Raw genomic sequence first — 24,751 nt, 5'->3', positions numbered from 1 at the left:
GCATCGCGGCCCGGCTACGCCCCCTGCAGCTTGTAGCCGACGCCGTGGACGGTCGCGATCGGGTCGCCGCCGACCACGCGAAACTTCGCGCGAATCCGGCGAACATGCGTGTCGATGGTGCGCTCCGTGATCAGGTTGTCGTAGCGGTAGGCGCGCTGCATGAGCTGGCCGCGCGAGAGCACCACCCCGGGCCGCTCCAGCAGCGCGCCGAGCACGCCGAGCTCCGTCGCCGTGAGCGAGACCGGCTGGCCGAGGTACCGCGCCTCGTGACGCTCGGTGTCGACCTCGATCGGGCCGTGGCGGAGGACCACGGCGCGCGCGCCGGTGGGCGCCGGCGCGGGCGCGGGCGGGGGCGCCTCGGTCCGCCGGAGCAGCGCGCGCACCCGCGCCACGAGCTCCCGCGGCGAGAACGGCTTCGTGAGGTAGTCGTCGCCGCCGAGCTCCAGGCCGACGATCCGGTCGACCTCGTCGGCGCGCGCCGACAGGAACAGGATCGGCGTCCTGCTCCCGGCGCGCAGCCGCCGGCACACCTCCAGGCCGTCGAGCCCGGGGAGCATCACGTCCAGCACCACGAGGTCCACCGTGCCCGCCCCCGCCGCCTCGACGGCGGCGCGCCCGTCGGCCACCGCCGTCACGGCGTACCCCTCCTTTTGCAGGGCGTAGAGCAGCACCTCGCGGATGCGCGCCTCATCGTCGACGACCAGGATGTGCTTGCTCACGTCGCGATCGGTCCCTCTGTTCCGGCGCCGTGCGCGTCGATCGCCGCGCCCAGGCCCTCCACGCGCGCCCAGACCTCGGACACGATACCACCGACGCCCTCGACCGAGGATCCGGCGAAGCGCGCCAGCACGAGCTGCGTGCGCAGCGCCTGGACGAGATCCGCGAGCTCCTCGAGGGCGCGGGCGTCGCGGTCGCGCATCGCCCGCAGGCGCCGGATGTTCTCGAGGTGGAGGTGCGCCGTCGCCAGCGACCGCGCGCCCGCGCCGCCGCCGCCCCGCTCGATCTCCGCGACGCGCGCCGCGGCGGCGCCCTCGTCGAAGCCGCTCTGGCGCAGCAGCGCGTCGAGCTCGGCGTGGCGGGCGGCGGCGCGCGCCACCTCGGCCTCGATCCGCGAGGCCGCCTCGCGCGACAGGAGCGCCTCGAACGAGGTGCCAGCGCAGGCGCTGACCCCCTCGCGCAGCGCGCCCTGGACGCGCGCGGCGGCCTCGCCCGCGGCGCCGCCCGCGCGCCCGCCGCCCTCCCCGCGGCCCGCCGTGAGCGCGACGGGCGCCCAGATGGGCCAGAGCGGCACGCAGAGCGCCGCGGACAGGGCGGCGCGGCGGCGCCCCTCGAGCGAGGCGCGGTACACCGCGACGGCGCACGCGAGCCCGGCGATCAGGTACAGCACCGCGAGATCGCGGAGGCTCATTGCGCCTCCTCCGCCACGCCGCCGCGCGAGCGCAGATCCCGGTCGTAGATCCCGAGCGAGGAGCGGAAGCTCTTCACGAGCGCGTCGGAGAAGCTCCCCTCGCGGGCGCGCAGGAACGGGACCTCCTTCTCGCTCGGCCGCCCGAGGTAGGGCCGGAGGATCCACGCGGCCTGGCCGCCGACGGCGAAGAAGACCGCCATGAAAGCGACAGCGGTGAGCCAGCGGCCCCGGCCCGCCCCGATGCCCCGCACGAGCACACCGAGCGCCGCGAGGCCCGCGACGGCGTAGGCGAGCCAGGCGGCGACCGAGGACGCGTGGTAGCCGAGCCCCACGTCGATGGCCAGCCAGAGCACGGGCGCGAACGCGAGCAGCACCAGCGACGAGCGGCCCGCCGACGCGAGGGCGAGCGCGATGACGGACCGCATGGGCCACGGGCGCCCGAACACGGCCGAGAACGCGTGGAGCGCCGGGACCGAGAGCGCGAGCGTGATCAGCATCGCCAGCGGCACCTTGACGGCCGCATAGACGATCTGCTCGCCGCCGCGGAAGCTCCCGATCACGCCGCCGAACACGGCCGAGCCGAGGGCGATGGCGCCGAGCGACGCGAGCGCGATGGCGCGGATGTCCCTGTCGTCACGGCAGCTCGCGGCCACCTCGGAAGGCGCCCGGAGGAGACGGCTCACGACGGAGGCGCTCACAGGGCACCCCCCTTCAGGATCGGGAGCATCCCCCACCAGACGCGCAGCGCGAGCACCGCGGCGAACACCGCGAACACGACGAGCGCCGCGGTCGTCCCGGATACGCCGGCGAGATCGCCTTTGCGCTGGAGCACCGCGCCGAGGTCGCGCAGCAGGATGCAGATGCCGACGGCGCCGCCCACCGCGAGGCCGAGCAGCCCCATGAGGGCCGCTGTCGCGTCCGCCCCGCTCGTCACGACGAAGAGCGCCGAGGCGGGCGCGAGGCCGCCCAGCACGAGGCCCGTCGCGGCGGCGGCGCGCGCCGTCGCAGAGAGCGCGCGCGGCGGGTCGAGCGGCGCGTCGAAGAGCGTCAGCACGATCGTGAGCGCCGGCACGCCGACGCACGCAACGGCGATCATGGCCGCGGGGACGCCGGCCGCGTGGCGGACGAACGACACGCCGCCCTGCCGCGCGCCGAGCGAGAGGCCGTACAGCGCCGCGAGGCCGACGCCGACGCCGAAGCGGGACAGCTCCTCGCGGAGCGAGGCCGAGGGCCGCTCCGCGAGGAGGGCGGCCGTCCAGCTGCGGTGTCCGCCGCCTGCGGTGGGCTCTACGGCGGGGCCGGGCGCGGGGGCCGCGGGAGCGTCGTCTGGACGCGCCGCGGGCTCGTTTGCGCCGGCGTCGGTGCCGGCCTCGGGCGATGATGTCAGGGGGAGACAGGTAGCTTGCGCCTGCACGAGGACCTCCATCGGGGTGAGCGCTGCGCGGCCTGGTCACGACCGCCGCAGACCTCCCTGGGCGTACCCCCCGGGTGAGGCGCGCCCGCGCGCCCGACGAGGAACAAACGCGGAGAGGTTGTGGCGAAGACGTGGCAGTCGCCCGCGCTCTCGGGAGCGCCCCGGGCCCGGGACCGCCGGCCCCCGGACAGCCCTCGCTCCACGGGAGGTCTCCCGCGACGGTCCACACGCACATCACAGCCTCCGAGCGCCCGACGCCGGCGATCCATCGACATGTACCTCGATGTGCGGCAAACCACACATTGCCGTTTTGTACACGACGGATCGATGCTTGGCGCGCGGCACTCGCGAGGGAGGAAGTAATGAAGATCGACCTGTTCACAGAGATGCAGAGTCCCCGTCCGTGGTCGGAGGACCACGAGCACAGGATCATCATGAACACCCTCGAGCAGGCGAAGCTCGCCGATCGGCTCGGGTACGGCTGCTGGTGGCAGGTCGAGCACCATACGGCCGAGGAGTTCAGCTACTCGTCGGCGCCGGAGGTGATGCTCGCGGCGATCTCGCAGCACACGACGTCGATGCGGCTCGGGCACTCCTCGGTGCTGTCGCCGTTCCGGTTCAACCACCCCATCCGCGTCGCCGAGCGCGCGGCCATGCTCGATCACCTGAGCGGCGGGCGCCTGGAGCTCGGCCTGGCCCGCTCGACCATCCCGGAGTGGCGCACGTTCAACATCCCTCCGGACCGGACGCGCGATCAGATGCAGCAGGCGTTCGAGATGATCCCGAAGATGTGGACGCAGGAGCGGTTCTCCTGGAAGAGCGAGGACGCCGAGATCAACAACGTGCCCATCATCCCGAAGCCGTACCAGAAGCCCCACCCGCCCCTCTGGCAGGCCTGCTCGAGCCTGGCCTCGTTCGAGCAGGCCGGGCGCAACGGGGTCGGCGCGCTCGGCGTCACGCTGTGGGCGCCGCCCGACCAGGTGAAGGAGTGGATCGGCATCTACCGCGAGGCCATCCGCCGGTGTGAGCGCCCCGTCGGCGCGTTCATCAACAACCAGGTCGGGTTCTTCACGTTCGCGCATTGCGCCGAGACGGATCAGCAGGCCATGGAGAACGGCGCCGCCTCCGCGGCCGCGTGGTACACGAACGGGTCGTTCACGTTCTTCGAGGCGAAGGAGCATTTCCTCCGGACCCACGCCGAGGAGCAGGCGCTGGCCAAGGACCCGGCGGGCGGCGGCCTCGTGGGCCAGCTCCTGCGCGACCGCGCGGGGAAGACGCCGGCCGAGACCAAGGCCAACGCCGTCCTCGCCCGCATCATGCAGAACGAGGACGTCCCGAACGAGGAGGTGTTCGACGCCCTGAAGGAGCAGAACTCGCTCATCGTCGGCAGCCCGGAGACGTGCCGGCACAAGATCAAATTCTACGAGGACCTCGGCATCGATCGCCTGCTGAGCTTCCAGCAGGTCGGGCGCCTGTCGCACGAGCAGGTCATGGGCAGCATTCGCCGGATCGGCAAGCTCATCCCCGAGTTCGACAAGCCCTAGAGCGGCGGTCACCCGCTCTCCCCTCGTATCGCAGCGCTGGACAGGCGCGCGGATGTTCGCTAGGCTGCACCTCGATGTCCGTCCCTCGCGCGCGCTCCCTACGCCCCTGCCTAGGCCTACGGCCCGGGGGCCTCTGCGCGCGCTGCTGACGACGCCACTCCTCGCAGTACCGCCCCCTCGGTTCTCTTGGTCCCGATGGGGGTCCCCCGCATCGTCGTCGTGTCGTGACGACTCCCATCGCTAGCTTTCAGGGAGTCCTTTCATGTCCACGATGCCTGTCCACAAGTACAAGCCCTTTCAGCCCATCCATCTGCCCGATCGCCGCTGGCCCGGCCGCGTGATCGAGAGGGCGCCGCGCTGGTGCAGCGTGGACCTGCGCGACGGCAACCAGGCCCTGATCGAGCCCATGGGCCTCGAGCGGAAGCTCCGCATGTGGCACGAGCTCCTGCGCATGGGGTTCAAGGAGATCGAGGTGGGCTTCCCCAGCGCGTCGCAGCCCGACTTCGACTTCGTGCGCTGGATCATCGATCAGGGGCTCATCCCGGACGACGTGACGATCCAGGTGCTCACCCAGGCGCGCGCCGAGCTGATCGAGCGCACCTTCGAGGCCATCCGCGGGGCGCGCCGCGCCATCGTCCACCTCTACAACTCCACCTCGACGCTCCAGCGGCGCGTGGTGTTCGGCCTGGATCGCGCGGGCATCGCCGAGATCGCCGTGCGCGGGGCCCGGCTCGTGAAGGAGCTCGCGGCGCGGCTGCCCGGGACCGAGGTCGCGCTGGAGTACTCCCCCGAGAGCTTCACCGGCACCGAGCTCGATTTCGCGAAGGAGATCTGCGAGGCCGTGATGGACGTCTGGGAGCCCACGCCCTCACGGAAGATCATCCTGAACCTGCCCGCCACCGTGGAGATGTCGACGCCCAACGTGTACGCGGATCAGATCGAGTGGATGCACAGGAACCTGAAGCAGCGCGACAGCATCGTGCTGAGCGTGCACCCGCACAACGACCGCGGCACCGCCGTGGCCGCGGCGGAGCTCGCCGTGATGGCGGGCGCCGATCGCGTCGAGGGCACGCTGTTCGGGAACGGCGAGCGCACGGGCAACGTCGACGTCGTGACGCTGGCGCTCAACCTGATGTCCCAGGGCGTGGATCCCGAGCTCGAGATCCATGACGTCCAGTCGATCAAGGAGACGGTCGAGCACTGCAACCGCCTGCCGGTCCACCCGCGCCACCCGTACGTCGGCGAGCTCGTGTACACGGCCTTCTCCGGGTCGCACCAGGACGCGATCAAGAAGGGGTTCAAGGCGCTGCGCGAGGGCGGGAGCCCGCTCTGGGAGGTGCCGTACCTGCCCATCGATCCGCAGGACGTCGGGCGCAGCTACGAGGCGGTGATCCGCGTGAACAGCCAGTCGGGCAAGGGCGGCGTGGCCTACGTGCTCGAGCACGACCACGGCTACGCGCTGCCGAGGGGGCTCGCCATCGAGGTGAGCCAGGCCGTGCAGCGCACGGCGGAGCGGACCGAGGGCGAGGTGCAGAAGGCCGAGATCCTGGCGATCTTCGAGCGGGAGTACGTGAACCGCGCAGGGCCGCTCCGCGTCACCCGGCACAGGCGCGTCGGCCAGGGCGCGGACGAACGACACGAGTTCCATGTGCAGATCCGAGGCGCCGCCCACGTGCTGAGCGCCGCCGGCGGCAGCCCCGTCGAGGCGCTCGCGAGCGCGCTCTCGCGCCACGCGGAAATCGCGATCGCGGTGGACGAGCACGCGGCGCACGCGCTCCCGAGGAGCGCCGGCGACGAGACGGCGGCGTATGTGGCCCTCTCGGTCGGGCGCAAGCGCTGCTTCGGGGCGGGGACGCACGGGGACGCCGACATGGCGTCGCTCGCCGCCGTGGCGTCCGCGTGGAACCGCGCGCGGCCGGCGGATGCGGCGCAGCTCGCGGCGGCAGCGGAGTGACCGGGCGCGCGGTCGCTCAGGCCCGCCGGAGGCCCGCCGGAGGCCCGCCGGAGGCGCCCGCGCGGCGAGACGAAGCGCCTGGACGCGCGCGCGCACACAGTGCTAGCCTCGCGCGCCGACGGCGGAGCTCCTCCGGCAGGTCCGGCTGCGCGGCCACAGACGGCAGATGCGGGAACCAGCAGGGGCGACGTTGCAGACGCCACGCTCCCCCTATGATGCCTTCTCCCCCCACGCTGCATCCCGAGCTGCCTGTGGACGCGCACCTCCGGTGCCTCATCCGGCGCGCGAGCGGTGGGACCTGGGCAGGGTGCGCCTGCGGTGCCGGGCGTGTGCGTCGGGCGCTGGAAGCAGGACTGGCTGCGCTGGAACACAACGAGACAATCAAGGTGAGTGAATGAGCAAGGTGGAAAATCCGGCACTGAGAGGGTTCAACCCCGATCCGTCGATCGTGCGCGTGGGGGACGATTACTACATCGCGACCTCGACGTTCGAGTGGTTCCCGGGCGTCCAGATCTCCCATTCGAAGGACCTCGCCAACTGGCGGGTGGTCGCGCGGCCGCTGGAGCGGTACTCGCAGCTGGACATGCGCGGCAACCCCAACTCCGGCGGGATCTGGGCGCCGTGCCTGACCTACGCGGACGGCTTGTTTCACCTCATCTACACGAATTCGCGACGCTGGGCGGGCTCGTTCAAGGACGTCCACAACTACCTGGTCACCGCGCCTTCCATCACCGGTCCGTGGTCGGAGCCCATCTACCTGAACAGCTCGGGGTTCGATCCTTCGCTGTTCCACGACGACGACGGCCGCAAGTGGCTGGTGAACATGGTGTGGGATCACCGGCCGGGCAACAACCCGTTCGGCGGGATCTTGCTCCAGGAGTACAGCCCGAAGGAGAAGAAGCTCGTCGGTCCGGTGGAGAACATCTTCCGGGGCACGGCGCTCGGGCTCGTGGAGGGGCCGCACATCTACAAGCGAGATGGCTACTACTACCTCCTGACCGCGGAGGGCGGCACGTTCATCACGCACGCCGCGACGGTGGCCCGCTCTCGCTCGATTCACGGCCCTTACGAGGTCATGCCCAACAATCCGCTCATCTCCACCGCGTCCCACCCCGAGCTGCGGCTCCAGAGCGCCGGTCACGGGAGCTTCGTGGAGAACAAGGACGGCTCGTGGGTGTTCGCGCACCTGTGCCGTCGCCCGCTGAAGAATGGCCGGTCGACGCTGGGACGCGAGACGGCGCTCCAGGGGATCACCTGGGTCGAGGGGTGGCCGCGGCTGACTTCGGGCGGGCAGGTTCCGCTGGACGTTTACGAGGGGCCGAACCTGGCTCGCCACGAATGGCCCAAGACGCCCGAGCGCGACGACTTCGATACGCCCGCGCTGGGCATCGAGTGGCAGTCGCCGCGCGTGCGGCCGGCAGACGTGAGCAGCCTCGCCGCCCGACCCGGGTACCTGCGCCTGATCGGGCGCGAGAGCATCACCTCGAACTTCGAGCAGAGCCTCGTCGCGCGGCGCCAGCAGGCCAAACATGTGCAAGCGACGACGTGCATGCAGTTCGCCCCTCAGCACTTCCAGCAGATGGCGGGCATCGTCGCGTTCTACAGCACGGAGTCGTTCTACTATCTCTACGTCTCGCGGGCGGACCACGCCGAGAAGGCCCTGTCGGTCATGAAGTGCGAGCGGGGGAACCTGACGTTCCCGGTCGAGAAGGAGTACGTGCTGGACGGGGCGGAGAACATCTTCCTGAGGATCGAGATCAAGGACGAGCGGATATCGTTCTTCTACTCCCGGGATGGCGTCACCTACCACACGGTGGGGTGGGAGCACGACGCGTCGATCCTGTCGGACGAGCACGCGATACCCTGCGGGTTCACGGGCAATTTCGTCGGGATGGCGTGCCAGGACCTGGCCGGCACACGCCTGCACGCGGACTTCGACTGGTTCGACTACCGCGAGATCGGGTGACGTCCACACAGGGGACAGCCTAAGGAACCCCCCTTAAATTCTTCGGAAAATTCACAGGGAGGCGAGGAGACGGGGAGGGAAATTTTCAAATACTCCCTGACTCCCCACCTCCCTGTTCAATTTCTCCGCTGAAAAGGGCTGCTAATAGGCCAGCTCCGGCGCGCGCTCCTTGCCACGGAGGTGGATCTGGAGCGTCAGCATCCACGCAGCCGGCGCCGCGACGAGCACGTGCGGCGACGGCTGCGGGGGCGCGCTTTCCTTCACGAAGCTCGAGGCGTAGACGTACTGCGCGTCGTAATACTGCAGGCCCAGGAGGTTCGTGCCGTTCAGGGCGAGCTCCATGCCGCGCCAGCCGACCGCCGCGACGGCATCGAGGCTGACAGCGTCCTTGCCGTCCCGCCCGCCCGGGAGGGAGCGACCCGCCATGCCTTCGACGCCGGCGCCCACGCGGACCGTCACCTCCTTGCCGGAGAGCCGGCCGACGACCCCCGAGGCGAACACGTCGTCGCGCAGGACGAACGCCGGCGCATAGGGCACCGGGTCGCCCTCCGCGAAGCGCGCGTCGGACCCGGTGAAGCGAGCGTGGGTGTACGTCCCGCTCAGGTGTGCGCCGAACGGGCCGGAGCGCGCGCTCATCACGACCTGCGCGCCGGCGCGCACCGACGGCGGCGCCTCGACGTGCTGCCGGGACGCCGCGTCGAACACGCGGTCGTTGCCGAGCCACGAGCCGAACCCCACGGCCGAGCCCTGGAAGGTCTTGCCCTCCTTGAGCCGGACGCCCGCCTCGACGCTGCGCACCTTGGTGAACGGCACGCGCTCGCCCTCGTCGAGGTCGCGCGCCTGCGGGGAACGGAACCCCTCGCCGTAGCTCGCCACGAGGTGCACGCCGCCGCTGACCGCGATGTCGGCCATGGCCTTGCTCGACACGACGAAGCCCTGCGCGGTGCGCTCGAGCCCGGCGTTGCTCGTGCGATCCCGCACGCCGTACGAGAGCGAGTCGAGGCGCGCGCCGCCACGGACGACCACGCGCTTGATCGGGTAGAGCGAGAGATCGGCATACGCGGCCACGTTCGTGGCGTCGATCGTCGCGTCGACGAGCGCGGCGTTCCTCGTGCCGTCCTCGAACAGGCGCGTGTCGGTCTGGTCGACCGTGTCCACGCGCGCGTAGGCGCCCATCTCGATGGAATCGCGCTTCGAGGTGATCTCGACGCCATGGCGGTAAAGCACCGTGAGGCCGAAGGTGGCGGCGTCGTTCACCATCTCGCTGTCGTCGCTCCGGACGATCGGCTCGCCGGCGAGCTGGTCGAGCGCGTACCCGGTGAGGTTCTGGTGAAACGTCGTCTTGGTCTTGCCTGCGAAGCCGCCGATGCCCATCGTGCCCTCGCCGAGGCTCCAGAGGACATCGGAGCCGACGAGCGCCTGCGATGTCCTGTCGCGGCCGAGCGGCCGCTGCGCCGCGTAGGCGTCGGCGCCCCGCTCCACGGGGCCCTGCGGCAGGTAGCCGGGAAAGTCGAAGCGCGCAGAGCCGATGGCCACCGTCGCGCGGAACTGGACCCGGTTTTCGCCCCCGCCGAGCTGCCCGACGAAGGAGCTGCGCTCGCCGCCGCGCACGCCGCCCGGGCCATCCATGGCGTCGGTCTCGAAGGCCGCGAACGTGTCCATCATCTCGTCGTGCTCGGGCGCAAACGCGATGAGGACACGCCTCGTCCCGAACGAGCCGACTCCCCCCTTCAACCAGAAGCCCGGCGCCTCCAGGCCGAGATCCATGCGGAGCGAGCCGGCGACGCCGAAATCGCCTTGCCTCGGATCGTGAGGGCCGCTGGCGATCCGGACCGACCGGACCACCTCCGGCATGATGAGCCGCATGTCGGCATATCCAGGAGCACGGATGTGCGAGACCTGGTTCATCGGGATGTTGCCGGCGAAGATCTCGACGTCTTGACCCGAGGTGCCGTCGAAGCCGCGCAGCGAGAGGTGCGGCGCGCGACCGGGCAGGCCGCGATCGCTCATGAAGACGCCCGGGAGGACGCGCAGCACGTCGGCGCCCGAGCCGTGCGGCGCCGCGGCGAGGACCTGCGCGTCCGCCTCGACGTCGGAGGCGCTCCGGGCCGGCGGCTTCGCCCGCACCCTCACCTCGAGGGGCTCGTCCTTGGGGGCGCAGGCGTCGATCTCGGCCTGGGTCGCCGCCTCGCGGACGCACCGCTCGTAGCTGTCGGCGCGGGCCACCGACGGCCACAGCGAGGCACAGAGGAGCGGGACGACGACCGCCGGCGTTCCTGTCGGCCCGAGCCGCCGTGACGGCCATCCCCTCGAGCCCCGTCCCCCGCGGTGCCTCATGAGGCGATGATACAGGCAGCGCGGCCGGAGCTTGGGTGGGAAACGTGGGAAGCGCGCGTCAGGATCTAGCGCTCAGGGGTTCATCCCGAGCCGTCCGCCTGCCTGCCTGTTGCTTCGCCGCGGCTCGTCGGGGTCTGACATGGGCCGAGAAAAAATGATGGCGGGGGCTCCGGCCGGGAGGAGAGGCCGGGCCGTCGCGCCGCCGGCCGGGTGCGCCGAGCCCAGGCCCTCAGGCCCGGGCGCTGTACGGGCAGCCGTGAGCGCTCATGGCGGCCGCCACGGGCTCCGCCGCCGCGGGCTCCCCCCTCCCCGCCGCCGCGGGCTCCACCCGCCCCGCCGGCGCCGCGCGTACGGCGCTCGACGGCTCCCGCCGCTTCAGGATCATGCGCATCCCGTTCACCGGCTGCAGCGAGATGAAGCCGCGGCAACGCGGGTCGAAGCCGGGGACAAGCCGGAGCCGATAACGCTGCAGCGCCATCGCGACCATGATCTTGCCCTCGAGCTGCCCCATGAACTCGCCCAGGCAGATCCGCTGGCCGGCGCCGAAGGGGAGGAAGGCGAGCTTGTCGTCCGCGCTCCGCCGGTGGTTCGCGAAGCGCTCGGGCTTGAACTCCAGCGGATCGCTCCAGAACTCCGGGTGCCGGTGCGTGACCCACGGGACGATGGCCACCGTCGACCCCGCGGCGACCTTGTAACCGCCGATGACGTCGTCCTCCAGCGGGCTGCGGAGGATGAACGGCACGGAGGGCAGGAGCCGGAGGCACTCGTTGAAGACCATGGTGAGGTAAGGCATCGACTCGATGTCCCCGGCCGTCGGAGACCGGCCGCCGAGGACGCGATCGATCTCGTCGGTGAGGCGGGCGCACACCTCGGGGTGCCGCGCGACCTGGTAGAGCGCCCACGAGGCGGTGACGCTCGAGGTCTCGTGCCCGACCATCAGGATGGTCTTGATCTCGTCCCGCAGCTGCGCGCGGTCCATCTTGGCGCCGGTCTCGGGGTCGACCGAGTTCATGAGGCGGACGAGCACGTTGTCCTCGCCGCCCGCGCCGCGCTGGTAGCCGTCGATGATGCCGTCGATCACCGTGTGCACGCGGTCCATGGCCCGGCGGAAGCGCAGGTGGCTGGGCAGCGGCCAGGACAGGGGCGGGTTGACCAGCGAATACATCCGCTTGAGCGCGATCGAGAGCGCATATTTGAACGCCTCGCGGACGGTGTCCGTGTGGGCCTCCAGCGCGGCGCCGAAGAACGCCTCGCCCGCGATACCGAACGTCACATCCATCATGTCGTCGTTGATGTCCCGCTCGAACTCGCCCGGCTGGGCGTCCCAGCGCCGCAGCGCCGCCTCCATGTGCTCGACGATGAGGGGGACGAACTTGAGCGTGTTGGCGTGGTTGAACTGGGGCTGCACATGCCTGCGCTGGCGCCGCCAGAGCTCGCCCTCGCTGTTCACGAGGCCCCAGCCCAGCACGGGGGCGAGCTCGTGGTAGCGCTTCCCCTTGGGGTAGTTCCGGGCGTTCGTGCGAAGGACGTGCGCGATGTCGTTCGGGTGAAACGCCATGACGAAGTCCTCGGCCCCGGGCGCCCGCAGGCGCACGACGTCGCCGTAGCGCGCGAAGAGGTCCTCGTAATGACGCATGTTACCGGTCCTGAAATTCGCCAGGTACCGCAGGCTGGCGAGCGGGCCGGGGCCCGGGGGCTGCCGATCGAGCGTGGCACTCATGATTCCTCCTTCTTCGCGAGCTCCAGGGAAGCTGGCGTGAGCTGTTCCGCGCGGACCCGCGCCGAGCGCACCCCGGCGCCGGTCATCGTCATCGCCGCCGTCAGATGCACAGCGAGCCTCCGCCGTCGACGGTGAGCGTCGCGCCGTTGATCCTCCGCGCCCCGTCGGAGAGCAGCAGCAGGACGGCCTCGGCGACGTCGTCCTCGGTGCAGAGCCGGCCGCCGGGCGTGCGCGACTCCCAGTACGGGAGGATCCGCTCGTGATCCGGGTAGTTGCTCGTCACGTGGCCGTAGATCGGCCCGGCGGAGACGCAGTTGACCTGCACGTTGCGTGGGGCGAGCTCGACGGCGAGCGCGCGCGTGAGCGACTCCACCGCGGCCTTCACGGCGCCCATGGCGCCGAAGTGCTCGAGGTACCTCGACGAGCCGTTCGACGAGAGCGCGACGATGCGCCCGCCGCCGTTGCGCTCCATCAGGCGCGCCGCGCGCAGGGCGCACAGGTGGTAGCCGATGACGTTCGTGCGGAAGGCCAGCTCCCAGTGCTCCGGGGTCGTCTGCTCGAGGGGGCCGAAGCGGCCGTTCGACGCGTTGCTGACGAAGTGGTGCAGCTCGCCGACGTCGCGCGCGATCGCGTCGAAGAGCCTGTCGATGTGCGCGGGGTTGGCGACCGAGCCCCAGACGTGCACCGCGTCGCCGCCGGCGCCGCGGATCTCGTCGGCGACCGCCTCGCCGTCGTCCCGCGAATGGAAGCTGTTGACGACGACCCGGGCGCCGGCGCGCCCGAGCTTCGCGGCGATGGCGCGGCCCAGCCCGCGGCTCGATCCGGTCACGAGGACCGTCTTTCCCGCGAGCGCCACCCCGGGGGCAGGGAGCGCCCGCTGCGCCGCGGGGGCCGCGGGCGCGCGCGCCGCGGGGACCTGCGCGGGCGGCGCGGAGTCGACGAGGCGCGCGAGATCGCCGACCGTGCGGGCCTCGTCGAGCGCCGCCTCGAGCACGGCCGGCTGGGCGCCGCGCTGCCAGAGGAGCGCGCGGAGCTCGTCGCGCCGGCGGCGGTCGACCCCGAGGTCCTCCTCGAGCCGCGCGTCGGGGACGAGCAGATCGACCGGGTGGCGGGTCGCGTCCGCGAGCGCCTGGACCACGACATGGAGCGCGTCGCCGGCGTGGCCATTGGCGTGCCGTCCGGTCTCCACGTGGCCATTGGCGTGGTTTCCGGTCTCCACGTGGCCATTGGCGTGGTTTCCGGTCTCCATATGACCCTTGGCGTACCTTTCCGCCTCCATATGACCCTTGGCATGCCCTCTGGCCTCGACATGACCATGGGTGTGCCCTCCGGCCTCGACATGGCCGTTGGCGTAGTTGCCGGTCTCCACATGACCCTTGGCGTGCTCTCCGGCCTCCGCGCTGGCCGCGATCGTTCGCGACAGGAACTCGCTGACGCGGGCCACCGTGCGCAGCTCGTCGGGCGCCGCCTTGAGGGCGTTCGGGAGACCGAAATCGGCGCGCAGCGACGCGAGGATCTCGCCGCGCTTCACGGAGTCGATGCCGAGGTCCTGCTCCAGGTCGGCGTCGGCGACGACGACCTCGTCGGGGTAGCGCGTCATGCGCACGAAGACGGAGCGGACATGGTCGAGAAGATCATGAGATTGCATCGTCGAAACCTCGTGGTTGGTGAGTGCCATTCATCCGAGAGCCGCGGCCGGGGGGACCGGGACGGCCGCGACGAGCGCGAACGCACCGGTCAGCACGGCCCGGCCGAAGAACTGCCCGCCCCGCGCGCCCAGCGCGAAGGAGCGGACCGAGGGCTGCGCCAGGCGCGCGCCCTCCGGCGGGAACGCGACGTCGATGTCCCGGAACGAGAACCGCGCCGGCAGCGCGAGCGCCCCCGTCTTGTAGAGCGCCTCCTTGGCGCTCCAGAGCAACGTTTCGAGGGCGGCGCGCGAGGCGCCTGCCGCGGCGCCCCGCGCGAGGCCCTCGCGCTCGCGCGGGGTGAAGTGCTCGTCGGCGAAGCTCGCCGCGCGCGCCTCGACCCGCTCGACGTCGACGCCGACCGCACGCGCCGTGGTGACCGCGGCCGCCGCGAGCTCGCCGGCGTGCGAGAGCGACAGCGCGAACGCGCCGTCCTCGAAGCGCGGGCGACGGCCGCACGGCCCCGTCACCGCGCAGGCGAGGTAGTCGGCGCGCGGGTGCGCCTCGAGCGAGGCCGCGTCCAGCGCGACCAGCGGCGCGCCGCGGCCGGCGGCGAGCTCGAGGCGCAGCCACTTCGCCGCGACGCGCGCGCACGCGGACTGCGCCCGCCGGGCCGCGACGCGCAGCGCTGCGCACGCGCGGCGCTCGCCGGCCGTCAGGTAGGGCTCGAGGCGCGCCGCGGCCTCGGCGTCCGCCCGCGCGACCGCGATCGCGAGCGGCGGCGTCACGGCGCCCCCAGCGTCAGCGTCGCCTGCGCCGCCGGGCGGGCGTCCGCGGCCACGCGCCCCATGACGCGCCCCTCGAGCCCCTCGACCTCCAGAAGCACGCCGCCCGAGGGGTCGAGCGCCTGCGCCCACGCGCCGAGGACGCGGTCGCCCGCCGCGGTCGGGACCGCGGCGACGAGCCGGACGGGGACGCCCGCGTCACGGAGCGCGAGATCGTTGGCCGCCGTCCCGAAGCGGATCCGGTCGACGCCGCCCGCGGCGCACACCGGGAACGCGCCCGCCTCGTCGCGGCGCAGGGTGCCCAGCGACAGGAGCGCGTCGAGCAGGAGGAACGGCGTGGCGGCCCCGCGCTGCCCTGCGAGGGCGCCGTCGGTCGTGAGGCGGAACCGGGCCTCCTTGAGCGCGGCCCCGAGCACGAAGGTGCCGAGGTGGTCGAACCAGCCCGCGTGCCGGACCGGCGAGCCAGGGCTCGCGTACGGGTCGCGGATCAGGGGCCCGTCGACCCGCCCGGCGTGCCGCGGCGCGAGGCCGTCACGGCGGACGTGGCTCGGGCCGAGCTCGACCACGCAGGTCGCGAACACCACGCCGGCGCGGAGGGTCACGCCCGACCGGTGCACGAAGTCGCCGCGCACCTCGACGGCGCACGCGACGCGGCCGCCGGGGAGCCGCTCGCGGCGGATCGTCACCGCGCGCACGTCGCGCGGCGCGTCGTCGGCGAGGCGCAGGAACTCGAGGAAGCGCACGTCGCGCACCTCGCGGACGAGGGCACCGCCGCCCGACGTCGCGAGCGCGTGCCGGACGGCCAGGTCGACGAGGAACGCCCCGGCCGCGACGGCGATCGAGCGCGCCCGGTGGTCGGAGAGCCACGGATCGACGCGTGGATCGAGCGTCCACGCGCTCCCGGACGCGCCGTCCGCCGCGTCCGCCGCGTCCGCCGCGTCCGCCGCGACGATGCGGGGGGCGAAGCGCTCGATCTCGCCGTCGGTGAGCAGGACCTGGGCCGCGCCGGCGGGCGGCTCGGCGACGAGGTCGAGGAAGATCCGCCTCCCCTCCTCCGGCTCGACGCCCCGGAGCCCGCGCGCCGCGCCGAGCGCGCTGTACTCGGACCCGGCGGTCATGCCGACGCCGTTCCAGCCGAGCCACGCGATGCTCGACCACGGGCCCGCGCCCGCCTCGGCGGCGAAGTACGCCGCGGCGCGGTTCATCGCCTCGTTCGCCGCGCCGTAGTCCGGCTGCCCGTCGTTGCCGAGCACGCTGAACGCCGAGGTGACGAGGTGGACGTGCGGGCGCGCGTCGGGCAGGTGGCGCGCGAGGGCGCGGCGGAGGTGGGCGAGGCCGGCGAGCTTCGTGTCGACGATCCGCTCGAACAGATCGAGCGGCTTCGACGTGAGCCGGCTCGACACCTGGATGCCTGCGCCGTGCACGACCAGATCGACCCGGCCGTACGCCGCCGCGATCGCCGCGACGGCGCGGTCGACGTCCTCGCCGCGGGTCACGTCGACGGCGTGGTAGTCGACGACGCGGCGGCCGGCGCCCCCGGCGCGCAGCTGGGCGAGGACCCGGTGCGCCTCGCGCGCCGCGCGGAGGCGCGCGTAGCGGTCGCGCAGGACGCCCATCCGCAGGCCCGGGCTCTCGCGCAGGGCCTCGGCATAGAAGTCCCGCTCGTACGCGTCGAACGCCGCGTCGGTCATCGCGAGCACGCGGGCCGGAGCGTCCTCCAGCCGCGAGCGGCCGAGGAGCACGGCGCGGCAGCCGAAGCGGTCGAGCAGGCCCTCGACGAGCTCCGCCGTGATGCCGCGCGCGCCGCCCGTCACGAGCACGACCGAATCGGCGCCGAGCTGCGGTACGGCGCGCGCGCGCGGCCTCGCGGAGGCGCGGGCGAGCTGCACGGCGTGCCGCGCGCCGCCGAGATCGACCACCTCCTCGGGCACGGCGGGCCGGGCGTGGCGCCACTCCTCGGAGAGCGCGCCGAGCGCGGCCGCGGCGTCGCGCGCGTCGGTGTGGACGACGCGCACGTCGCCGCCCGGGAGCTCGCGCGCCAGGGACTTCACGAAGCCGCCGACCGCGCCGCTCACCGGCGCGAGCCGCCCGTGGAGGTCCACGGCGGAGGCGACGACGGCGGCGAAGGCCACCTCGCCGCGCGCGATGGCGCCGTAATAGCGGCGCGCCGCGCCGAACAGCGCGCGCAGCGCCGGCCTGTACGAGCCCGGCGCGCCGTCGACGAACGCGCGCGCGTCCGTGGCGCGGGTGAGCACGACGACCGCGTCGACGTCCTCGGGGGCCAGGGCCGCGAACGACGCGCCGAGCCGCGCCTCGTCGCGGGCGTCGAGCGCGGGCGCGCCGCCGGACGCCTCGGCCCCGGGCGCCGCGAGGTCGCGCGGGGTCCCGCCCTCCGCCGTGACGGACGCCTCCTCGACGGCGAGCGCGAGGACGCGCGCGCGCTCCTCGTCGGAGCGGGCGGCGCGCCGCACCTCCATGGCGAGCGCCGCGTCGGTGCAGACGTAGAGGACGCGGGACGGGACGCGCGCCGCCGGCCCCGTCGCCGGCGCGGGGGCGATCTCGGGGACGAAGCCGTGGATCGGCGTGCCCGTCGCGAAGCCCGAGGCCGCTCGCGCCGGCGCGACCGACGCGGCCTCGGGGGGCGTGACCTGGACGGCGCGGGGATCGGACGGCCAGCGCACCAGCGCGGCGCCGTGCGCGCGCGCGCCGCGGATCGCCGCGTGGAGCTCGACGGCGCCCTCGGCCCCGCGCAGCCGCGCGCTCGATCCGCCGATCGCGAGCTCGCGGGCCGAGGGGCCGCGCCCCGCCGCGCCGGCGGCGCCCTCCGCCGCGCCGGCGACGAGGTGCAGGCGAGCGAGCACCGGCCAGGCGTGGCGCGCGGCGGTGTCCTCGGTGCACAGCGCAACGAGCAGCGCCGCCTCGCCGATCGGCCGCGGGTCACAGGTGGCGGACGCGCCCCGCGCGACGTCGTCGCTGAAGGCGTTGACGGCCCCCGCGAGCACGACGTCGCAGTCCTCGTCGAGCACGAGATCGGCGGCCGCGAGCGCGTCGAGCAGCGAGGTCGCCGAGGTGTCGACGACGAAGTTCGGCCCGCGCAGGCCGAAGACGTTGGCGACGCGCCCGGAGATGACGTTGGGCATGTTGCCCGGCTGCGTGTACGGCCCCGTCGTGGGCGATCCCGCGCGGAGCGCGTCGGCCGTCGCGGAGGCCAGCGCGGGGCTGACGCCGCGCGCGCGGAGCGCCCGCGCCACGCGGTCGGCGAAGATGCGCTCGTTGGCGCGCGCGCCGCGGCGCGTCTTGCCCTCGTGGCCGACGACGACGCCGATGCGCTCGCAGAGCTCGCGCGCGGGCAGCGCCGAGAGCGCCGCCTCCGCGGCCATCGCCGCGAGCAGCTGCGTCGCGTCCATCGCCTCGAGGGCGTCCGGGAGGACCGGCGCGCGGGCCGGCAGCCGGAGCGCGCCCTCGTCGAACGCGAGGACGTCCGAGGGGGCGCCCGCGGTCGCGCCGCCTGCGGCCGGGAACACGGCCCCGAGCCCGACGACGCACAGGGCGCGGGCGCCGACGCGCGGGTGCGCGCGCGGGGGGTGGCGCTCGGGGCGGTGCTCCTCGACGACGAGGTGGGCGTTGGTGCCGCCGAAGCCGAAGCTGTCGAGCGCGGCGCGCAGCGGGGCGCCGCCCTCGGCGATCCAGGGGGCGGCCGCCGTCGGGATGGCGAACGGCGAGCGCGCCAGATCGATGCGCGCGCTCGGCGCCTGGAACCCGTGCTGCGCGAAGAGCGTGCGCTCGCGGATCGCGAGCACGACCTTGATGAGCGACGCGACGCCCGCGGTCCAGCCCGTGTGGCCGAGCAGCGACTTGACGCTGCCCAGGGTGATGCGCGGGGCGCCGGCGTCGCCGGCGTCGCTCGCGAACACCTCGGCGAGCGCCTGGAACTCGGTGGCGTCGCCGACGGGCGTCGCCGTGGCGTGCGCCTCGACGTACTGGACGCTCCGCGCCTCGACGCCGGCCCGCGCGTGGGCGCGCCGCATCGCCAGGGCCTGCCCGCGGCGCTGCGGCACCGTGACCGACGGGCTCGGGCCGTCGCTCGACAGGCCGCTGCCCAGGAGCACGGCGTCGACGCGATCGCCCCGCGATCGGGCGTCGTCGAGCCGCTCGAGCACGACGACCGCGGCGCCCTCCCCGAACACGACGCCGTCCGCGGACGCGTCGAAGGGGCGGCTGCCGGTCGCCGAGAGCCCGCCGAACTGCGAGAACTGGCACGCGTTCGTCGGGCCGGGCTGGTAGGCGCCGCCGGCGATCACGACGTCGGCGAGGCCGCGGCGAAGCATCGCGGCGCCCAGGTGGACCGCGTGCATCGACGACGCGCAGGCCGCGTCGACGACGACGGTGCGCGCGCCCTCCCCCACCACGTCGCGCACGACGCGCGCGAGCGGCTCGAGGTGGCCGCGGCACGCCGCGCGCCGCCCGGCGTCGAGCCCGAGCTCGGCCGCCAGCGCGTCCGCCACGGCGGCGCGGGCCGCCTCGCCCGCGGCGGCGCGGTCGAGCGCGCGCTCGACGCCGAGCAGCAGCGTGGCCTCGTCGTGCTCGATCGAGCCGTCGGCCGTGGACCCGAGGAGGCACACGATCCGCAGGGGCGCGCCGCCGCGGAGCGCGGCCGCGTGTGATCGGGCCTCGGCGAGCGCGCACGCCAGCATGCGGGCCGTCTTGGGCAGCCGCTCGAGCGTGCGCGTGTCGTAACCGGTCTGCTCGGCGTACGGGCCGAGGGCGTCGACCGTCCCGACCAGCAGGCTGTACGTCTTGTCGGCGGCGCGGCCGCGGTTCAGGAAGTCGGTCGCGAGCTCCGGGTGCCGCTCGCCGGTGTCGGCGATCCCGCACGTGCCCGCATGCAGCTGCGCGATGTAGGCGTCGACGCCGCCGGCCCCCGGCAGCACCGCGCCCATGCCCACGATCGCGATCGGCGTCGCCCCCGCGGCGGCGGCGTCGTCGCGCGGGCTCGCGGCGGCGGCGGTGCCCGCGGAGCTCGCGGCGGCGGCGGTGCCCGCGGAGTTCGCGGCGGCGGCGGGGCTCGCGGCCTCGCGCGGGCGGCGGCCGTCCGGCTCCTCCTCCGGGAGCGGCGCGACCGCCGTGAGCGCGCGCCCCGCGGCGCGCAGCGCGTCGATCACGCGCCGGTGCTCGGCCACGACGTCCTCTCCGGCGCGGAACGCCGAGATCACGCGCAGATCGGGCCCGGGCGGCGCGCTCCGCCGCGCGAGCGCGGTCAGGGCGCCGCCGCCGCCGCACTCGACGAAGGTGCGGACCCCCGCCGCGTGGAGGTCGCGCACGGCCGCCTCGAAGTCGAGCGGCGTCACGAGGTGCATCGGGAGCAGGCGCGCGGGCGCGAGCGGGCCGTCGCCGTAGTGGACGCGATCGATCGGCGAGTACGTGGCGAGCGCGGGCCGCGCCGCGCCGGCGCGCCCGAGGGCGCTCGCGAACGGACCGACCGCCGGCGCGAGCAGCGGCGAGTGGAAGGCGTAGCGGCTCGCGAGCACCGTCGCGCGAACGCCGGCGCCCGCGAGCCGCCGCTCGAGCGCGGCGATGCCGTCCGCCGTGCCCGACGCGACCGCCTGATCGGCCGCGTTGACCACCGCGACGAACACGTCGTCCCGGCCGAGCGCATGCACCTCGTCGCGCAGGCGCTCCGCGCCGGTGTGGGCGGCGAGCATGCGGCCGGGCGGCGCGCCGCGGAGGGCGAGCACCCGGCGGCACACGACCTCGGCGGCCGTCGCGAGGGGAAACGCGCCGCCCGCGGCCAGCGCGGCGATCTCCCCGAGGCTGTGCCCCGCCACGACGTCCGGCTCGAGCCCGGCGGACCGGAGCAGCGCGACGGCGACGTGGTCCTGGACGAGGATCCCGAGCTGATCGAGATCGACGCACGCCTCGAGGGCGGCCCGCGCCTCCGCCTCGCCGGCGGTCACGAGCGCCGCGAGCGAGGCGCCGAGCAGCTCGCGCGCCGCGGGCTCGGCCGCGGCGACGGCCTCGCGCGCGGCGTCAAAGCGCGCGTGGAGCGCTCGCAGGAGCCGGAGGTCGAACGAGCCTTGGCCCGGCAGGAGCAGCGCGATCTTGCCGGCGACGCCGCCGCCCTCCCGCGCGGCCTCGCAGGAGCGCCCCTGCGCGGCCTCCCCGCCCGCCGCGGCCGGCGCGGCCTCCGCGTCCCACCGCGCCCTGTGCGGGCGCGCCTCGTGGAGCGGCCCCCGCGCGACCTCGGCGGCGTGCCGGAGCAGGCGCTCGGGGAAGAGCTCGCGCAGCGCCGAGCCGCCGCGCAGGCAGAGCTCGACGAAGCGCTGGTGCGGCGCGCGCTCGTCGAAGGCCCCGACGTGCGCCGTCACCGACCTGGGCAGCGGCGCGAGCTCGTCGCTCGCCGAGGCGACGGCGACGATGCGCTGGTAGCCGCACGCGACGGGCTCGCCGTCGAAGCGGACCGTGCGGAAGTAGCCGTACGCGCTCGAGCGCGTCACGGCGCCGAGGCTCATGAAGATCGCGACGCGCTCGCCCACGCGCACCGGCGCGAGGTTCCGGCTGTACCCCTCGGTGGTGAGCAGCCGGATCGCGGCGCGATCCTCCTCGTGCGGCAGCGTGCCGTCCGCGGCCTCGGCGAAGTAGAGCGTCTCGCGCGCGATGCACTGGAAGCGGAAGTTCGTGAGGTAGTGATGGCTGCCATAGGCCATGCTGTCCTCGAACTTCACGCAGTACGGAACGACGAAGAACTCGCCCATAGATCCTCTCCACGCAGCCCGCCCGCGCGCGGCGTCGACGCACGACTGGCACCGCGTGCCAGCCGATGGTTCGTGCGCTCCTCACCTTTGCGCCGCTCGGGCTGCTCGAATAAGTGTACCTACACGTAAATGCGCAGAGCGCGCCGCAGGCCCATGGCCCCCGGCCGCGCGGGTGATGCCGCGATGCTCGCCTCGACGCCGCCATGGCCCTGGCGAATGACAGATCGATCGATCGATGGATCGGCCAGCGCGCGCCAGGGCCGCCGACGCCGAGCAGGCGGTCGAGCAGACGAGGCGGATCCACGTCGTCGAGGACGAGATAGGTGTAGCTGCACCTGAACGGATGTCAAGCCGCGATCCTGGCCGCGATTTGACGGACCCGGTCGAAACGGTGTAGATACACTGGTGATTGATTTTGCCCGCGCCGCCCAGATCATCGCGAGCCAGTGCGCCCTCGTGCGCGTCCGCCGCGCGTCGCGCGCGCTGACGCGGCTCTACGACGAGAGCCTGCGCGCGGTGGGGCTCCAGTCGACGCAGCTCACGATGCTCGCCGCGGTCGCGACGTGCGGCGACGAGGGCGTGCAGCTCAGCGCGCTCGCGGACGGGCTCGTCATGGATCGCACGACGCTCACGAGGAACCTCGTGCCGCTCGAGAAGGCGGGCCTGCTCCGCGTGGCGCGGGCGCCCGGCGACGCGCGCGTCCGCATCATCTCCCTCACGCGCCAGGGCGAGCGCTCCATCGAGGCGGCGTTCCCGCTGTGGGAGCGGACGCAGAAGCACGTCCGCGAGCAGCTCGGCGAGAGCAGGGCCGACGCGCTCCGCGAGGAGCTCGGCCGCGTCGTGGCCCTGGCCACGCGGCCCGAGAAGGCGCCAGCGCACGAGCGGACCGAGCAAAAGTCGCGGCCGGGCAAGCGCAAGGCGAAGTGAGATGGAGCGCGCCGCCGGGCTCGTCGGCGCGGCCACTTGGTGTACGCTCCGGCCTGATCGAGGCGCACCCCCATGAACGCGAGCGACCGACGCGCCCCCGGACCGAGCGCCGGCGAGGCCATCACGGGCCTCCTGCACGCCGCCCAGGCGGGCCAGAGGGACGCCGCGGACGCCCTCCTCCGCGCCGTCTATGCCGAGCTCAAGACGATCGCCCTGGCCCGCGTCCGCCACCTGCGCGCCGGGCAGACCCTCGGCCCCACCGCGCTCGTCCACGAGGCGTACGAGAAGCTCTTCCGGGAGGGCGAGGCCCGCTTCCAGAGCCGCGCCCATTTCTTCGGCGCCGCGTCCCAGGCCATGCGCGATCTCCTCGTCGATTACGCGCGCCACAAGGCCGCCCGGAAGCGGGGCGGCGATCAGGTGCGCGCGCCCGAGGAGGACCTCCACGAGCTGCCCCTCGCGCTCGATCTCCCCGTCGAGGACCTCCTCGCCCTCGACGAGGCCCTGCGCAAGATGCGCCAGGAGCACCCGCGCAAGGCCGAGATCGTGATGCTGCGCTACTTCGCGGGCCTGACCGAGGACGAGATCGCCGAGCTCTCGGGCGTGACGACGCGCACGGTCGAGCGCGACTGGCGCTTCGCCAAGGCGTGGCTCTACCGGGCGCTCCACGGCGGAGATGAGCCCGCCCCTTGATCCGCGCGAGGTAGAGGCGCTCTTCGAGGCGGCGCTCGATGAGCACCACGAGCACCGCCGGGCGTTCCTGGAGGCGCGGTGCGCGGGCCGCCCGGAGCTCCTCCGGGAGGTGTGGAGCCTGCTCCGGAGCGAGGGCGCCCTGCCGGACGGGTTCTTGAAGGGCGCCGCCGCCGCCCTCCCCGGCCGCGACGAACGCGACGAACCGCTGAGCCCCGGCGCGCGCGTCGGGCGGTTCACGGTGCTCGCCAGGGCCGGCCAGGGCGGGATGGGCGTCGTCTACGCGGCCTACGACGCGGAGCTCGACCGCCGCGTCGCCCTCAAGCTCATCGCGCCGGGGAGGTTCGATCCCGAGGATCGGGCCCGCCTCGTGCGCGAGGCGCAGGTGATGGCCAGGCTCTCGCACCCGAACGTCGTCCCCATCTACGAGATCGGCGAGCACGAGCGGGGCGTGTTCGTGGCGATGGAGTTCGTCGACGGCCGGACGCTCCGCGACCTGCGCGGCGAGCAGCCCCGCGCGTGGGAGGCCGCGCTCGCCGCGGGGATCCAGGCGGGCCGCGGCCTCGCGGCGGCGCACCAGGAGGGGCTCGTCCACCGCGACGTCAAGCCGGACAACATCCTGATCGGCAAGGAGGGCCGGGCGCGCATCGCCGATTTCGGGCTCGCGCGCCTCCACGTCGAGGAGGACCGGCCCCTCACCGGCGGGGGCCCCGAAGCCGAGATCTCCGGGGAGGACGCGCTCCGCGCGCCGCTCACGGCCGGGAGCGCGTTCATGGGGACGCCGGCGTACATGGCGCCCGAGCAGACCGAGCGGAGGCCGGCGACGGCGAGGAGCGATCAGTGGAGCTTCTGCGCGACGCTCTACGAGGCGCTCTACGGGGAGCCGCCGTTCGAGGGCGAGGACGTCCGAGCGCGGCTCGACGGGGCGCGGCGCGATCTCCTGAGGCCGGCGCCGGCCGGCTCGAAGGTGCCCGCGCGGGTCCGGGGCGCGCTCGCGCGCGGGCTCCGCGCGCGGCCCGAGGAGCGGTGGCCGAGGCTCGACGATCTGCTGAGCGTCCTCGCCGACGAGCTGGCGCGGAGCTCCGAGCTCGATCTCACGGTCTCCAGGCGCGAGCGCATCCGCTTCGGCCTCCTGATCGGCGCCCTCGGCGTCGTGATGGCGACGGTGGGTATCGGCCGCGTCGTCCCGGTGGTCCGCCCCGTGGACCTCTTCGCCATGGGCTGCGTCACGGCGCTCGCGGGGCTCACGCTGCTCCGGGTCTTCCGCCGCCCGCTCTCGAAGAGCGCGGTGAACCGGCGGATCGGCCACGTGGTGAAGGTGCTCCTCGTCGCGATGCTCCTTCACCGTGCGCTCGCCGTGATCACGGACGAGCCCGTGGAGCGCGCGCTGGCGACGAACCTGCTCCTCTTTGCGGCCGTCCACGCGACCGCCGCGCCGAGCCTGCCGAGGGCGAGCTGGCTAGCCGCCGCCCTCTGCGCGGCGGGCGCGGCGGCCGCCGCGGTCTTCCCGGAGCACGCCGCCGCGATCTACGTCACGGGCGTGCTGGGCTCGCTGACGATCGCCATCGTGGTGTGGCATCTCGAGTAGCGCGCTGTCGCCTGTCCCTGGTCGATTCACGACGCACGGCGGGC

Annotated in this window: 15 protein-coding genes; 6 read left to right on the top strand and 9 right to left on the bottom strand. The window is 73.9% G+C overall.

The genetic code is table 11. From position 1 onward, the window contains the following. Positions 1-14 precede the first annotated feature (14 nt). The 4 genes from ACSRUE_RS23990 to ACSRUE_RS23975 are packed head-to-tail and all read right to left on the bottom strand — an operon-like array spanning position 15 to position 2,822. Positions 15-719 (bottom strand): response regulator, encoded by a 705-nt coding sequence (locus ACSRUE_RS23990; protein WP_441293042.1) that lies wholly within the window; start codon positions 717-719, stop codon positions 15-17. After that, positions 716-1,408 (bottom strand): hypothetical protein, encoded by a 693-nt coding sequence (locus tag ACSRUE_RS23985; protein WP_441293041.1) that lies wholly within the window; start codon positions 1,406-1,408, stop codon positions 716-718. Before ACSRUE_RS23985 ends, ACSRUE_RS23990 begins: the two co-directional genes overlap by 4 nt. Beyond that, complete coding sequence (locus ACSRUE_RS23980; RefSeq protein WP_441293040.1) at positions 1,405-2,106, bottom strand: hypothetical protein; 702 nt, start codon at positions 2,104-2,106, stop codon at positions 1,405-1,407. The genes ACSRUE_RS23985 and ACSRUE_RS23980 overlap by 4 nt, the downstream gene beginning before the upstream one ends. Further along, on the bottom strand, positions 2,103-2,822 hold the full coding sequence (locus tag ACSRUE_RS23975; RefSeq protein ID WP_441293039.1) for a hypothetical protein: 720 nt from the start codon (positions 2,820-2,822) through the stop codon (positions 2,103-2,105). The genes ACSRUE_RS23980 and ACSRUE_RS23975 overlap by 4 nt, the downstream gene beginning before the upstream one ends. Positions 2,823-3,184: 362 nt before the next feature. Between ACSRUE_RS23975 and ACSRUE_RS23970 the strand changes: the two genes are divergently transcribed. From ACSRUE_RS23970 to ACSRUE_RS23960, 3 genes are all read left to right on the top strand, one after another. Then, positions 3,185-4,366 (top strand): LLM class flavin-dependent oxidoreductase, encoded by a 1,182-nt coding sequence (locus ACSRUE_RS23970; RefSeq protein WP_441293038.1) that lies wholly within the window; start codon positions 3,185-3,187, stop codon positions 4,364-4,366. A gap of 262 nt (positions 4,367-4,628) precedes the next feature. After that, on the top strand, positions 4,629-6,320 hold the full coding sequence (leuA, locus tag ACSRUE_RS23965) for a 2-isopropylmalate synthase (RefSeq protein ID WP_441293037.1): 1,692 nt from the start codon (positions 4,629-4,631) through the stop codon (positions 6,318-6,320). A 394-nt stretch (positions 6,321-6,714) separates the two neighbouring features. Continuing rightward, on the top strand, positions 6,715-8,286 hold the full coding sequence (locus tag ACSRUE_RS23960; protein WP_441293036.1) for a glycoside hydrolase family 43 protein: 1,572 nt from the start codon (positions 6,715-6,717) through the stop codon (positions 8,284-8,286). 141 nt (positions 8,287-8,427) lie between these two features. Here ACSRUE_RS23960 and ACSRUE_RS23955 read toward each other — a convergent pair whose 3' ends face one another. The 5 genes from ACSRUE_RS23955 to ACSRUE_RS23935 form a co-directional block, all read right to left on the bottom strand. After that, positions 8,428-10,623 (bottom strand): TonB-dependent receptor, encoded by a 2,196-nt coding sequence (locus ACSRUE_RS23955; protein ID WP_441293035.1) that lies wholly within the window; start codon positions 10,621-10,623, stop codon positions 8,428-8,430. Between the two features lie 229 nt (positions 10,624-10,852). Next, entirely contained in the window at positions 10,853-12,343 is a 1,491-nt protein-coding gene (locus tag ACSRUE_RS23950) for a cytochrome P450 (RefSeq protein ID WP_441293034.1), read from the bottom strand. Positions 12,344-12,443: 100 nt separating this feature from the next. Next, positions 12,444-13,991 (bottom strand): SDR family oxidoreductase, encoded by a 1,548-nt coding sequence (locus tag ACSRUE_RS23945; RefSeq protein ID WP_441293033.1) that lies wholly within the window; start codon positions 13,989-13,991, stop codon positions 12,444-12,446. Between the two features lie 30 nt (positions 13,992-14,021). Next, on the bottom strand, positions 14,022-14,756 hold the full coding sequence (locus ACSRUE_RS23940) for a 4'-phosphopantetheinyl transferase family protein (RefSeq protein ID WP_441293032.1): 735 nt from the start codon (positions 14,754-14,756) through the stop codon (positions 14,022-14,024). Beyond that, positions 14,753-21,505: an SDR family NAD(P)-dependent oxidoreductase gene (locus ACSRUE_RS23935; RefSeq protein ID WP_441293031.1), complete on the bottom strand. Its 6,753-nt coding sequence runs from the start codon at positions 21,503-21,505 to the stop codon at positions 14,753-14,755. The genes ACSRUE_RS23940 and ACSRUE_RS23935 overlap by 4 nt, the downstream gene beginning before the upstream one ends. A gap of 405 nt (positions 21,506-21,910) precedes the next feature. On the opposite strand from ACSRUE_RS23935, the gene ACSRUE_RS23930 reads away from it, so the two are divergent. The 3 genes from ACSRUE_RS23930 (at position 21,911) to ACSRUE_RS23920 (ending at position 24,707) form a co-directional block, all read left to right on the top strand. Next, positions 21,911-22,432, top strand: a complete 522-nt coding sequence (locus tag ACSRUE_RS23930; RefSeq protein WP_441293030.1) for a MarR family winged helix-turn-helix transcriptional regulator — start codon at positions 21,911-21,913, stop codon at positions 22,430-22,432. Positions 22,433-22,504: 72 nt separating this feature from the next. Next, positions 22,505-23,122, top strand: coding sequence for an ECF-type sigma factor (locus ACSRUE_RS23925; protein ID WP_441293029.1), 618 nt, complete (start codon positions 22,505-22,507; stop codon positions 23,120-23,122). After that, entirely contained in the window at positions 23,106-24,707 is a 1,602-nt protein-coding gene (locus ACSRUE_RS23920; protein ID WP_441293028.1) for a serine/threonine-protein kinase, read from the top strand. Before ACSRUE_RS23925 ends, ACSRUE_RS23920 begins: the two co-directional genes overlap by 17 nt. The last annotated feature ends 44 nt before the right edge of the window (positions 24,708-24,751 follow it).

Origin of the sequence: Sorangium sp. KYC3313, from assembly GCF_052075895.1 — a bacterium.
Classification (GTDB): Bacteria; Myxococcota_A; Polyangia; order Polyangiales; family Polyangiaceae; genus Sorangium; species Sorangium cellulosum_B.
Note: the sequence above shows the minus strand (reverse complement) of the source record. Positions and strands in the feature narration are given on the sequence as shown.